Annotated in this window: 8 protein-coding genes; 1 reads left to right on the top strand and 7 read right to left on the bottom strand. The window is 71.9% G+C overall.

Annotation, left to right across the window (positions count from 1 at the left end; genetic code table 11):
- Nucleotides 1-658 precede the first annotated feature (658 nt).
- From DKT69_RS07175 to DKT69_RS07145, 7 genes are all read right to left on the bottom strand, one after another.
- Nucleotides 659-1,522, bottom strand: coding sequence for a replication-relaxation family protein (locus DKT69_RS07175; RefSeq protein ID WP_109800790.1), 864 nt, complete (start codon nt 1,520-1,522; stop codon nt 659-661).
- Between the two features lie 768 nt (nt 1,523-2,290).
- Nucleotides 2,291-4,738: a helicase HerA domain-containing protein gene (locus DKT69_RS07170; RefSeq protein WP_438361812.1), complete on the bottom strand. Its 2,448-nt coding sequence runs from the start codon at nt 4,736-4,738 to the stop codon at nt 2,291-2,293.
- Nucleotides 4,739-4,809: 71 nt separating this feature from the next.
- Nucleotides 4,810-6,570 carry a VirB4 family type IV secretion system protein gene (locus DKT69_RS07165; RefSeq protein ID WP_109800787.1) on the bottom strand — a complete coding sequence of 587 codons (1,761 nt, stop codon included), beginning with the start codon at nt 6,568-6,570 and terminating at the stop codon, nt 4,810-4,812.
- A 50-nt stretch (nt 6,571-6,620) separates the two neighbouring features.
- Nucleotides 6,621-7,592, bottom strand: a complete 972-nt coding sequence (locus tag DKT69_RS07160; protein ID WP_109800786.1) for a PrgI family protein — start codon at nt 7,590-7,592, stop codon at nt 6,621-6,623.
- On the bottom strand, nt 7,589-8,500 hold the full coding sequence (locus DKT69_RS07155) for a TrbL/VirB6 family protein (RefSeq protein WP_109800785.1): 912 nt from the start codon (nt 8,498-8,500) through the stop codon (nt 7,589-7,591). The genes DKT69_RS07160 and DKT69_RS07155 overlap by 4 nt, the downstream gene beginning before the upstream one ends.
- Nucleotides 8,501-8,505: 5 nt before the next feature.
- Nucleotides 8,506-8,892, bottom strand: a complete 387-nt coding sequence (locus DKT69_RS07150) for a pilin (protein ID WP_109800784.1) — start codon at nt 8,890-8,892, stop codon at nt 8,506-8,508.
- Nucleotides 8,893-9,632: 740 nt separating this feature from the next.
- Nucleotides 9,633-10,517 carry a hypothetical protein gene (locus DKT69_RS07145; RefSeq protein WP_109800783.1) on the bottom strand — a complete coding sequence of 295 codons (885 nt, stop codon included), beginning with the start codon at nt 10,515-10,517 and terminating at the stop codon, nt 9,633-9,635.
- Between the two features lie 545 nt (nt 10,518-11,062).
- Here DKT69_RS07145 and DKT69_RS07140 point away from each other — a divergent pair.
- Complete coding sequence (locus DKT69_RS07140; protein WP_201749526.1) at nt 11,063-12,325, top strand: MFS transporter; 1,263 nt, start codon at nt 11,063-11,065, stop codon at nt 12,323-12,325.
- Nucleotides 12,326-12,787: the final 462 nt, after the last annotated feature.

Here is a 12,787-nt window from a genome sequence, read left to right as displayed (position 1 = left end):
GCACGCGGCTGCCGTGACGGGTCAGCGCAGTGCCGTTGACGGTGTTGGCCATCGGTGAGGACCTCCTTCGTGCGGGCGCGCTGCGGGCGCGCAGGGATGACCGGCCCACCGGGTACGTGGGTCGGGTCAGGGAGTAAGAGAAGAGGTGGTGCGGGTGGTGCGGGTGGTTGGTGCGACCGTCAGGGGTCGCCGCGCGGTGCGCGTGCCGACCGGCCGGAGAGGCGGGTGGGCGTAGTGCACCGGTGGGTGCGGCGAGGGATCCCTGAGGTGGGACCGAACCGGGTGGAGCGATATGAGGTGTGGTGTTGCCGAAGAAGGTAGCGGCCGGCTCTCACAGCGCCTGCCGACCGAATGTGCGCGACGCAGGGGCGGTGACCTGCGCTGTGAGAGGTTTCGGCCCTCCATGAGCGGGTCGGCGCCGGTGGCGCTGTGAGAACCGGCCACGCTCACAGATGATCTTGTTGTCTGACAGACACGGTCGGTGACGGCGTTCCTCGCAGCGGCGAACACGTCGCCGCGGGGCCTCTGACCTGCCCCGTGAGGGTCTCGCCCGGTGGCCGTCGGCCTTCTTGTCGGGTCGGTCCCGGGGCACGGGGTCCATGCGGGGCCGCGGCCGGGGTGCCTGCCGCGGACCATCGCAGGTGTGGGCCGGCTGGGCTTACGGTTCATCGTCGTCTGGGGCGGGGTCGCCGAGTCCGGCCAGGTCGATCAGGCGCCGTGGGGCGTCGCTGTCGCCGTGTACGAGCCACACCGCTTCGGCCGGGCTGGTCTCGTCGTCGATGCTGTCGCGGGCGGCGGTGGCCACCGGCACCCCGAGGCGCGCCTGGGCCAGCAGCTGGTGCAGGTGCCGTTCGCGGGCGGCGGTGGGCAGCCAGAACAGCACCGGCCAGGCGGGGCCGCCCTCGGCGACGTGCGCGGCGTACCCCGTCAGTTTCTTCAGCAGCACCCGGTGCCGCTCGCCGCCGGAGTCGTGTTCGAGGAAGAACGCCACCCGCCGGCCGTCCTGGGCGAACACGCCGTGCCCGTCGGGACGTACCTTCGAGATCAGGGCGGTGCGGAACGCGCCCGGTTGCGCGCAGCGCTGCGCCGACCACCACCGTTCGAGCCTCGCCTCTGTTCGGGTGCGGGCGTAGCCGGCCAGGTCGGTGAAGAACTGGTTGACGCCCAGGTCGTGGTCCAGGGTGCGGCTGGTGGCGATGCGGCGAAGCCCGTCGACTGTCGTACCGCGCCGTGGCGGCGGCTCACCGCGGCTGGCTGCGACGAACTCCGCGCCCAGTTGGTCGAGCACGTAGTGCCAGGGGAACGATCCGCCGCCGGGGCGCAGGGGCCGGAACCGGTCCACCAGTGCCAGCCGGTGCAGTCTCAGCAGGCGGCGTTGGGCGAAGTCCAGTGACCCGAATAGCGCGTGGGAGATCTGGAAGGTCGTGAGGACGCGGTGGTCGGCCAGCCAGTCCAGCAGGAGCTGGTCACGGTCGGTGAGCTGGGCGCGGACACGCAGGACGCGGTCGCCGCTAGCGCGCATGGTGACCACCCCTACAGGAGGAGACCCGGAGGGTCATTCCGGTCGGCGCCGTGGTTGCCGCGCACTGGCGTGGTGCTGCGCCTTCGGCGGTGAGTACCCGTCGGTGTGGGTGTCCGTCTGAAGACCGACCAGGACACCGACCCCAGCACCCGCTGCGGCACCGACGCCAAGCCCTCCCCGGCGCCACCGGCGTCCCACCGGGCCCTGACAGAGCCCGGAGACCACGCGAGGCTGGAAACCTGCCGCCCGCGCAGCTACCATCCGCCGCCCCGCCGCGACTGCCTACGGCGCGCGGGAAGCTGGTTCGCAGTGCCCGTGTGTCGGGTGGGTCCGATTCGTGGTGCGTGGTCGGGTGGACCAGCGTCCCGAGCGGGCCGACGGCCCGGAGGTGCCGCCCGTCGCCGTCGCTGACACCGACAACCCGGCTGACTGCCTCGGTTAGGTGCGGGGTAGCCGGGCGCAGCCGGGCGGCTCGGGTTGAGGGAATCAGGGTCCGGGTGGTCTGGTCGGTCGGAGGCAGGTGGTGCTCTGCGGGCCAGGCTGAGACCTGACGGTAGCGCAGGATGCGCCTGGGCGATTGGTCGAGATGGTCGCGCGTGCGTGAGCTGAACACGAGGGAACTCCTTGAGGGAGTAGAAGGAACGGATCCCTCCTGTCGGAGGGTGTCGGAAGCTGGCGACGACTGGTCGTCTCCGGTCCGTGTGCGGCGCTGACAGACGTCCCGCTGGGGACCTCGCAGCGCCGACAGTGGGTGGTATCCGGCCAGGGTCAGGGTTTGCTGCCCTTGCCGCGTGTGCCTCTGGCGGTGCTGCGAGCGTCCTTGCCGGACCGGGAGTACTGCTCGACGAGGGTGTCCATGGCACTGGTGTCTTGCACGGGCACCGACGCCGCCGCGACCTGCCGGATGGCGGTGGCTTCCCCGACCACGGGCTTGGGTGGGCGGGTGCGCATGGTGAACGCCGGTGTCTGCCGGCCGTCGGCGACGAGGCGGGCGACGGCGGTGTAGGCATCCAGGTGGGCCAGGTCGTGCTCGTCGAGTTCGGGCAGGGTGTGCCGGGCCAGGACGCGGGCGTCTTCCGGCGCGCAGGAGAAGTAGACCTTGTTGCGGGCGTTCGCCGACGCGGCGGCGAGCAGGTCACGCGGGAACTGGGCGAGGTCCTGGTGGGACAGGACCAGGGACAGCCGATACTTGCGGGCCTCGGCGAGCATCGAGTCGAGGCTGTTGGCGAGGGTGAGGAAGTTGTGCGCCTCGTCGATGATCAACGTGGCGTCGCGCCGCTTCTCGGGGGCGATCTTCGCCCGGGCGGTGGCCGCCTGCCACACCTGCGCGAGAACGAAGGAGCCGAGCAGCTTGCTCGTGTCCTCCCCGAGGGTGCCCTTCGGGATCCGGACCAGCAGGACTCCGCCGTCGAGGACCTTTCCCATGTCGAAACTGGAATGGGGGTAGCGCATGGTGCGCTTGACGAAGTCCCGCAGGAGGAACGCCCGCAGGCGGGCGAGGACAGGTCCGATGACCTGGGAGCGCAGGGCGGGGTTGAGCTCGTCGTACCACTGCCAGAACCCGGACAGCCCGGCCGGATCCTCAAGGTCGACGGTCATCGCCGAGCGGTACTGCGCCGAGTTCAACAACGGGGGAATGTGTTGGAGGGTGACATTGGCGTGGCGCAGCAGCGTCAAGCAGGCCACCCGCATCACGTCGTCCATCCGCGGCCCCCACGCCTTGGCGAAGATGCTCCCGAAGATCGACACGAGGTTGTCCACGACCAGGTCGGGGTCATCCCCGGACAGCGGGTTGAGCGTCGGCGGATTGGGCTGGTCGGGGTCGAACAGCACCACCCGGTCGGCCACAGACACGGGAAGCCGGTCGAGGATGTCCAGGACCATGTCCCCGTGCGGGTCGATCACCACCGTGCCTCGGCCGGCGATGATGTCGTCGACGGCCATGTTGACCAGCAGCGTCGTCTTCCCGGACCCGGTCGACCCGATCACGTGCATGTGATAGCGCGCATCGGGCACCGACAGCCCCACGCCGTGGCCGCCGACCTCGGCGTCGCCGAGCACCTTCGCGCCGCGCCCACCGGTGGGCACCGCGACCGGCGCGGGCATCGGCTTCGCCCGGGCCCGGTCCAGGCCGGGCACGGCCAGGTCCTGCGGCAGCGCGGCGAACCCGGCCAGCTCCGGCGTCGAGGCGAGGAACCCCGCTGCGAGGCGGCGCCCGGCCAGGACCGCGACCGGCGACGGCATCCGCGCACGGTGCGCGAGCCGGTTGCGGCCGGCGTAGACGGCGAAGCTGGAGGCGACCGCGTCCGCCACGGCCCGCAGGCGGCCCCGCGGGTCGGAGCCGCTTCGCTGGCTGTCCTTCGCCGCGGCGTAGCGGATGCCGGTCTGCCACAGCGGGTGCGCGGTCTTGTCCAGGATCGCCCGCACATCGCGCTGCACCACCGGATCGCGGCCGGCCGCGGGCTGGGCACCGCGGCCCGCGCTGCCGGTGCGCCCCGGCAGGAACAGCTCGATCAGCCACAGCAGCGGCGCCGCCGGATTGATCGCCGGGACGCCGGTCTTGCCGTCGCGCATCCGGCCGGCCGCCCGCCGCGCCCTAGCGGCGCGCCGCGGTGTGGCGGGGCGGGCCAGGATCTGCACGCAGGCGTGCTCGTCGGCCTTGAGCTGCGAGCCGGCGGACATCAGCGCCCGCAGCGGGTCGTTGTCATGGTCGGTGGCGAAGGGAAACCACTCGGCGGCGGTGGGCAGCAGGTGCCCGCCCACCGCCGCGCGCACCTGCAGCGGGATCGGCGGCGGCGCCTCGTCGGTGCTCGTGGCCGCACCCTGCCACGCGGCCCGCACCGCCGCCTCCACCGCCCCCTGCGGCACCGTGCCCGGCACCCACAGCGATATCAGCAGCCGCCGGCCGGTCCACGTGTACTGCCACACCACGTGCGGGCTGCCGTAGAGCAGGCGTCGACGCCGCGACGGGGTGAGTATGCCGGCGAGGTTGGCCCACAGGGCGGCGGCGCCGTGCGGGTCCACCTCGGGCGGCGGGGCGATCGTCACGAGGCGGGCGCCGTCGGCGTGCCGGCGGTGCCGCCACACCTCGAGCAGGTTGCGCGCCGCCACGTAGACGACCACCGCGGCGGCGGCCACCGCGAGCAGCCACGGCCGCTGCACAGCCCACCCGCCGGCGTCAACGACCCACCCGCCAGGCCCGGTCGGGGGTGCCACGAACTCGGCGCCCGACCCGGAAGGGCTGGGCGCCGGTGTCGGTGGGCTCAGGATGATGGTGTCTTGGGGTCTCACAGGTGGTCCTCCTCGTCGTCGAGGTCGGCCAGGTCCGCCGGCCGGGTCGTGCACAGCAGGTGCTCCGCGTCGGACGAGATGGCTTCGAAGCTGGTGCGGTTGGTGCCAGAGATCAACAAGCCGTTTCCGACGCGGGCGGCGAGCAGCAGCCGCCGTTCCCCGGCGGTGAGGCCGAACGCGTCGCCGATCGCGTCGATGGCTTGCGGGGCCTGCTTGAGCAGCACCTGGGTGGCGGCGTTGGCGACCACGGCCTGGCCGAGGTCGGTGTCCAGGACGTCGGCGACGTCCTGGGTGACCACAGTCAGGCCAGCGTTGCGCTTACGAGCGGCCTTGGACATGCGGAACAGGAACCGGGCGCCCTCACCGTCGCGCATCAGCAGCCACGCCTCGTCGACTACGACCAGCCGGCGGGTGGACAGCCGTGCCCGGCCGGGCGCGTCGACCTCCCGCCAGGTCGAGTCGAGGGCGAGGAGGGTGCCGACGGTGCGCAGTTCGTCGGGCAGATGCCGCAGGGACCACACGACCAGGTGCCCGTCTGGGCGGGTGGTGGTCGGCCCGTCGAACAGGTCGGAGAAGGACCCTTCCACCCAGGGGACGAGCCGGGCGGCGAGGTGCTGCGCCGCGGTGTCGGCGTCGGCGCGCAGGGTCGCGGCGAGGTCGCGCAGCAGCGGAGCCGGCCGGTGATGCGTGGCCGGATCGGCGGTGATGCCGGCCTGCCGGTAGACGGCCAGGATCGCTCGGTCCAACGCGGCGCGTTCGGCCGGCGGCGGCTGCTGCCCCAACAGCACGCTGATCAGCGTGTGCAGGAACAAGCCGCGGCGGGTGAGGACGTCCGGGCGGGTGTCCCCAGCCGGCACGTCAAGGGGGTTGACCTTCACCCCCGCGACGCCGAGGCGCACGATGGCCCCGCCGACAGCGTCGGCCAGGCGAAGGTATTCGTCCTCGGGGTCGATGACGGCGATGTGCACCCCGTCGTAGAGGTTGCGCAGGATCTCCAGCTTGACGAAGTAGCTCTTCCCGGCGCCGGAGCGGGCCAGGACAACGGAGTTGTGGTTCTCCTGCGCCCACCGGTCCCACCACACGACGCCGCCGGAGTCCGGGTTGACGCCGTAGAGCACCCCGCCCTCCGCTGCCGGGTCGCCTGGCAGCGGCGCCGGCAGGTCAGCGCTGGCCAGGGGGAACGCGGCGGCCAAGGCCTGGGTGTCCATGGTGCGCAGCATCCGCAGGGAGTCCGTGGCCAGGGGCAGGGTGGTGGTCCAGCCGGCGAAATGCCGCCACGTCGCGGGCTGGACCTCGATCAGGGTGGAGGCGGCGGCGGCCCTGACCTGCGCGCACGCGTCGAGGAGTTCGGCCTCGGTGCGGGCGTGCACGGTCAGGTACAGCCCGACCCGGAACAGCTTCGCCGCTCCCCGTGCGAGACGTTCGGCGAGATCAGCGGCGTCGTCGGCGGCAGCCTCCACATACGGGTCAGGAAGCTTGCCCCGCTCGCTGTCGGATCTTCGGCTGGACTCGAACCGGGCGCGCTGGTCGCGCAGCCGCGACGCCGCCACAGGCGCCGGCAGCGGGTCGATGTGCAGCGCCAAATCGAGACGGCCCGGCCAGGACAGCAGCGGCTCGAGCCAGGCCGGGCCGACCTCGGCCGGGTAGCCGGTGACCACGAGCGTGGCGGCGTAGCCGTCACCCACCCGCAGCATCCGCGGGGTGACCTCCACCGAGGCCGGGGCGACCGTCGCCGCCACACCTCCCGCGGCGCGCATCGCCAACGCGTCCGCCCGTCGTCGAGCCGTCAAGCCGGTCCGGGTCCAATTCATGATCGATCCCTTCGGAGTGAGGTGTTCCGGCTGCCGTCTACGGGGCCGCTGATGACGGTGTCGGGGCCGGCGAGGCCACCAGGCCTAGGCTGCCGGTACGGGTCCGCTGCGGCGGCGATCGCGGCGGTGACCGCCGCCCCGTCCAGGGCGCGGGTGGTGACCCCCAGCCCGGACAGGGCCCGCACGGTGTCGTCGGCGCGGCGGCGGGCGGCATTCTCCCCCCGCTCCCCGGTGCCGGTTTGGGTGACGATGAGGACCTGTCGGCGCAGCGGATCCCGCCTCTTGGCGAGCTGGTCGAGGAACCGGGCGTGGTCGGCCGCCGCGTCCGCGAGGGCCGGGTGCGGGAGGCCGTCCGCCGTCTGCGCCAGCGTGCGGGCGTGGGAGTGCAGGTCGACCGGCTGCGCGGACACGACGATCTGCGTCGGCGTCGACAGGCTGTTGAGCCACCGCCCGAAGGTGTCGACCAGCGCTGCCTGCTCGTCCGGGGTGCGCAGGGCGAGGTTGACGTTGGTGGCGGCGACCATTGCCGCCCGGGTGCCGCCGAGGCGGATCTCCCCGCTGTCGTCGATCGCGTCGGCGGGCAGCTTCAACGGCGCGGGCAGCATCACCTTGCTCTTCGGGGCCTGCACCCAGTCCGGTGTCGTCGACGTCGTGTCGGTGGTCGACAGCGCTCGCGGTGCGCGCGAGTGCCGCACGGCGGCGAGCAGCCACACGTCCAGGGACAGCCCGTCGCGGCGGCCCACGGCGATGCCGAATACCAGCCCACCCATGACGACAGCGGCACCGAGCAGCACCGGCGCCGGCAGCAGGTCGTGCAGAGCCCGCCAGGCGCCGTAGAAGGCGAGGGCGGCGATGGCGAGGATGGCCAGCTGCCGGAAAGTGAGCCCGTAGAGCACCTTGTCCGGTGCGTCGACGTCGGCCGGCATCCGCGCCCGCCCCGGCTCTGTGTCGCGGTCGTGGCGGCTCATCGGGTCACCGTCCGGATTCGGGCTAGGCCGGGTATCGACCGGGTGACCTGTTGCACCACGATGACCCGCACCGCCGCGCCGAGCATGTTCGTGCCCCCGCCGCTGGTGGTCACGAAGCGGCGCATCAGGGCGGGTACCCGCAGGGTGGTCCACAGCATGACCATGACCACGAACAGGTTGATGATCCCGCCCGGATCCACCGGCAGGCCGAGCACGGGCAGCAGGTGGGCGGGATCGGTGAGCATCCACTGCCCGGCGTAAAGGGTGAAGCCCTGCACGACCGGCACCGCGAGGGTGCCGGCGTAGGCCTTCCACCACAACCGCGCCACCGGGTCGGTCTGCGGCAGCGCATGACCCGCCAGCGCCAGGGGAGCGAACGCGGTCAGCACCAGCACGACGGCGAACCTGACGATCACGCTGAACGCGGTGCCGGCCAGAAGGACCGCGATGATGGCCACGCAGACGACGAACAGCAGCACCGCGGTCTTGTCCTGCCCGGCGGTGATGTGAGTTCTGATCGCTCGCAGCGCTCCGTCGCTGTCCCCCTCGGGGGTGGTGAGCGCGGCGGTGAGGGCGTTGGCGAGGTCGATGAGCATGCCGCACCACAGCTGGGAGAAGTGGGCGGCTACGAACCCGACGATCAACCTCGGGGCGAGGTCCTTGATCGTGTAGCGGGAGCGTTCGTCGCCGCCGGCGGTCATGGTGAGCACGCCGGCGGCGACGAACGCCAGGACGAAGACGGTGTCGACGACCAGCACCGAACGCCCGGTCAACGCCTGCACCTGCGGCAGCGCGGTGACGTTCGGGGTGATCAGCAGCGCGCTGCTGATCACCCCGATCAGCGCGTCCAGACACGCGAGGATCGCCGCCGCCAGCCAGTCGAGGATCTGGTCGAGCAGCCAACCCATGACCCTCAGCCCCCGACGATGCCCTGGACGATGTCCAGCAGCACCGGTGCGAGGACGGCCAGGCCGTAGCCGACCAGGGCGTTCTTCAGCGCTCCCTTGGCCTTGTCGACCTGGACCGGGTCACCGCCAGCGGTGGCCCAGTACACGCCGGCCAGGACCAGGAACAAAGTGGCCAGCGCGGCGAGGATGCCCATCAGCCACGTCTGCAGGTTGCCGATCACGACCGGCAGAGAGTTCGCCGCCAAATACAGCGGCTCGCCGGTGCCGGCGAACGCGGCCGTGGGCACGGCCAGGAACACGACGAGCGCGGCCGCGACGGTGGTGGCCCGGCCGGTGAAGCGGATGATGCGGTGCTGGGGCAGGGCACGCAGGCGTGCCGGGATGCGGGACATGGATGGGGTCACCTCCGGCCCCGCCCCTGGTGACGGCGGCGGGGCGCTAGCGGGCGGTCAAGGGGACCACCGTCGGGCGCGGAGAACGGGAGACGTCACGAGCGGCACTGACCTCGGGAGGAGCTCGTCCTCCCTTGCGGGTTGCGGTGTTCGATGAGGTGTCAGCGCACCAAGCACTGCGCGGCACCCGAGGCGTCCAGCTCGCGGCGGCCCGACGATGTCCGGGCCCGACGGCGGGCGAAACCTTCGCGTGCCCGGGCTCAGCCGGGGCGTGAAGAGTTCCGCACCCTCAAACCCGCATTTGTGTGCTCTGGCGAACACGGTCCCCGCTCACAGCGGCTCACAGCGCCGCCCAGATGACTTCCACCGCAGGTCACAGCGGGGGGTTCCCGATCCGCGATTTGGAACCGGCCTCCCGGGGGCAAGCGGCCCGCTGTGGCTTTGACTCACAGAAAAGGGCTGCGCCGTGAGCCGCTGTGAGTGCTTGTGAGCGTCGAGGGCCTGCCAGCTGGCCCGTTGTCTGTCCGGGGGTACGGGGCGCAGCGAAGGTCAGGGTGGTGAGGCGGACAGATCCGGTTCGACGAGGACGAACAGCGGTGGACCCCGACACCGTGGTCGGGGTCCACCGTGGGTCAAGGATCGACACAGCCGAACGTCCTCGCCGGCGGGCGGTGCCACCGGCGAGGACGTTCACGGGGCGAATGTGGCGGCACCGGCTTGACGCGGTGCGCAGCTGTGATTCAGGCGGCGAGGGCAGTCGTCGCGGGCACCGTCAGCTCGCTTGCGGTGCGGCGGCTGGCCGTGGCGCGGCCGGTGCGGGTGGCGGCGCGGTGCTCGGCTTGACCGGCGAGCTCGCGGGCCGCCTGCTGACTGGTGACGCCGGTGAGCAGCCCGCTGGCGAGGGCGTCGGCGATGCGGGTGTCGATGCGCCCCAGCCGCATGCGCAGCGCGTCGACGGTGATGCCGAGGCGGGCGGCGACCGGTTCGATCGCCCGCCGCCCGAGCCGGATGTCGATGTAGGGCTGCTCGTCCTCCCGGTCGAGGATGCCCAGGCCGACCGCCCGTTGGACGAGCAGGTCCGGGTGCCCGTAGGGCACGGTGGGGGTACGGGGACCGGTGACGTGGTCGACGTTGTCCACCGACGTGTACTCGCCGGCCTGTTGGCGCAGGGCGTAGCCGGCCCGGAACGCCGCCCGGCACAACGCCGCGTACGGGGCGTCGCGGGCCAGGTCAACCCGGTCGCGCAGCGCGCCCAGGAAGCCGGTGAGGACCTCCGCCCCGATGTCGTCCGGGTCGCCGGCGTAGCCCGCGCACAGGTGATTGGCGTAGCGGCGCAGCGCCGGCATCGCCATCCCGACCGCGGCGATCACCCACGCCGGCCCGCCGAGGCGGGCCCGGCGCACCAGGTCCCGCCACACCTCGTCACGCGCCCGGTAGGCGCGCGGGTGCGCCAGGAGCCAGTCCCGCAGCGCCGGCAGTGTCATCACACCGCCGGGCAGGCCGGTGACACGGTCGAACGTGTCAAGATCGAGTGTCATCGGTTCGGGATCGCAGGTGAGCGCCGCGAACGCGGCATCGGCAGCCTCCAGCGGCGAGGCAGGCCAGTCGATGTCAAACGCGGTCATGTCACACGCTCCATGTCAACGAAGATCGTCAAATCGATGCCGTCGTGATGTCCGGCGTCAGGCAGGCGCCGATTACGGCACGACCGCCTCACAAAACCCTCACAGCGCAGGTCGCCCCGCCTCTGACACCGCCGCGACGGGAGTGACACCAGCTCTGACATGCGATCCCTGACATCGACTGCAGTCGTAGACATCGATGTGTGGCACGGTCCTTGAGCTGCACTGTGACGTCGCCACCCCGCCATGGCATCGGCTCTCCGCGCCCGTCGGGTGAGGGTCCGCCGACCGATGGCGGCGACGATGACAACGCCGGCGATGACACTCACAGCCGCTCGCAGGCACTCACAATCACTCACGTCGACCTTGCGCATACCGCAATGTCACACCGGTCGCCGTTGATGTCATCGCGCGGCGTCGACGGACGGTGACAGACATCGGGACGGCGTCACCCGGATGTCATCGGCGGCGATGTCATGACACGGCCGACGTCGCCGCCAGCGCCTCTCAGGGCAGGACTGACAGCGCCATGCCATAGATGAATAACTATGCGGCAGGATGCGTCGGTGATGGTGCGCGGTGAGGCAAAGCGGGGCCGGTCATCCGGACTGCGGGCGGTGTTCGCGATACCCGGATACCGGCGGTTGTGGGCGGCCAGGACGGTGTCGCAGTGGGGCGATGTCGCGGCCACCGTGGCGCTGAGTCTGCTGGTGTTCGAGCTGACCGGTTCCGGGCTGGGCGTCGCCGGGGTGGTGGCGGCCGAGATCGTGCCGGTGCTGCTGCTGGCTCCGCTGGCTGGTGCGGTGGTCGACCGGCTGCCCCGGCGCACCGTAATGATCTCCGCTGACCTGGTCCGGGCAGTGCTGGCCGGGGTGCTGCCGCTGGTAGCCGATCACGTCGGCGCGGTCTATGCCATTGCTGCGGGCATGTCAGCGGCGACGGTCTTCTTCAACCCGGCGGCCGGGGCGGTGCTGCCCAATCTCGTTGACCGTGACCGGCTGGTCGCGGCGAACAGCGGCATCTGGACGGCAGCCGTGCTGTCACAGATCGCCCTAGCCCCGGTCAGCGGCCTGGTCATCACGGCGGCGGGCTTCAAGATCGCGTTCTGGATCAACGCGGTCAGCTACCTGGTCTCGGCGGCCCTGCTCGTCCGGTTGCCTGAGCCTGCCCGGCCGGCAGCGGCCGACAGCGATGCCAGCGCGGGCGGGCGGTGGCGCGGCTGGTGGACCAGCGCCGCCGCCGGTGTCCGGCACATCACCGCCGACCGGCGGCTGACCGCACTAGCGGTCGGCCAGACCCTCGCCGCCCTGTCCGCAGGGGCAACGAGCGCCCTGCTGGTCGTCTACATCCGCGACCATCTACATGCCCCGCCCGCTGGCTACGGCATCGCCATCGGCGCGATCGGAGTCGGCGCCGTACTCGGACCGCTCGTACTGGTCCGTCTCATCCGTGACCCAGCCCGGCCAGGCTGGGTGTTCGGCCCCTACGCCCTGCGCGGCGGCGTCGATCTCACCCTCGCCGCCGTGTCGAGCCTGCCCCCGGCTACCGCCGCCCTGGCCGTCTACGGGCTGGGCACCTCCACCGGGGCCGTCACCTTCAACTCAATGCTGCAAGCGACCGTGCCCGACGCCGTCCGCGGCCGGGTCATGGCCACCTTCGACATCACCTGGCAGATCGGTCGCCTGGCCTCCCTCGGCATCGGCGCAGCGCTGGCCGACCAGATCGGCATCCAGGCCGTCTACGTCCTCGGTGGCATCCTGCTGCTGCTCGCCGCCGCCCTTGCCCCACTCACCCGCACCAGGCGGCCATGATGGCGGGAGGCAGACAGCCCTTGGTCGTCGACGACTGCCCCCGACAAAGGCCCGGCCGCGCTGGTGCTGCGCCGAGCACTGGACGAGGTAGTCGGGGAGCCGTGCCCTAGCGTGCTCGCGGCAGAGACTCGGCGGCGTTCCGCCGGGTGAAGCAGCCCGCCGATGCTTCCGAACCTGCCGATTCATCCGCTGCCTTTCCATCGCTGCGGTGCGACGCGCACCGGTGGCAGGGGCTCCTCCGCCAGGCGGGCAATCAGCAGGCGACGGACGGACGGAGGGACATATCGGGGCTGTGTGCTCAACTCGCGCCGGTTGTGAGCGGCTGTGAGTCGCTGTGAGAACGGGGGGCGTTCGCCAGAGCACACAAACGCGGGTTTGAGGGTGTCAGCGCACTGCCCGCGCGGCGCGGAGCCGACACCACATGAGCGAGCACACGCCGCAGCACAACGACCCGACCCGCCC

Source organism: Micromonospora sicca, assembly GCF_003172935.1.
In the GTDB taxonomy this organism is placed as follows: Bacteria; Actinomycetota; Actinomycetes; order Mycobacteriales; family Micromonosporaceae; genus Micromonospora; species Micromonospora sicca.
Note: the sequence above shows the minus strand (reverse complement) of the source record. Positions and strands in the feature narration are given on the sequence as shown.

What these genes read in the sequence shown, in the direction of transcription:
- DKT69_RS07175 (WP_109800790.1), bottom strand. Translation starts at nt 1,522, where the DNA reads ATGCGCGCTAGCGGCGACCGCGTCCTGCGTGTCCGCGCCCAGCTCACC.
- DKT69_RS07165 (WP_109800787.1), bottom strand. Translation starts at nt 6,570, where the DNA reads ATGCGCGCCGCGGGAGGTGTGGCGGCGACGGTCGCCCCGGCCTCGGTG.
- DKT69_RS07145 (WP_109800783.1), bottom strand. Translation starts at nt 10,517, where the DNA reads ATGACCGCGTTTGACATCGACTGGCCTGCCTCGCCGCTGGAGGCTGCC.
- DKT69_RS07140 (WP_201749526.1), top strand. Translation starts at nt 11,063, where the DNA reads ATGCGGCAGGATGCGTCGGTGATGGTGCGCGGTGAGGCAAAGCGGGGC.
- DKT69_RS07155 (WP_109800785.1), bottom strand. Translation starts at nt 8,500, where the DNA reads ATGGGTTGGCTGCTCGACCAGATCCTCGACTGGCTGGCGGCGGCGATC.
- DKT69_RS07150 (WP_109800784.1), bottom strand. Translation starts at nt 8,892, where the DNA reads ATGTCCCGCATCCCGGCACGCCTGCGTGCCCTGCCCCAGCACCGCATC.
- DKT69_RS07160 (WP_109800786.1), bottom strand. Translation starts at nt 7,592, where the DNA reads ATGAGCCGCCACGACCGCGACACAGAGCCGGGGCGGGCGCGGATGCCG.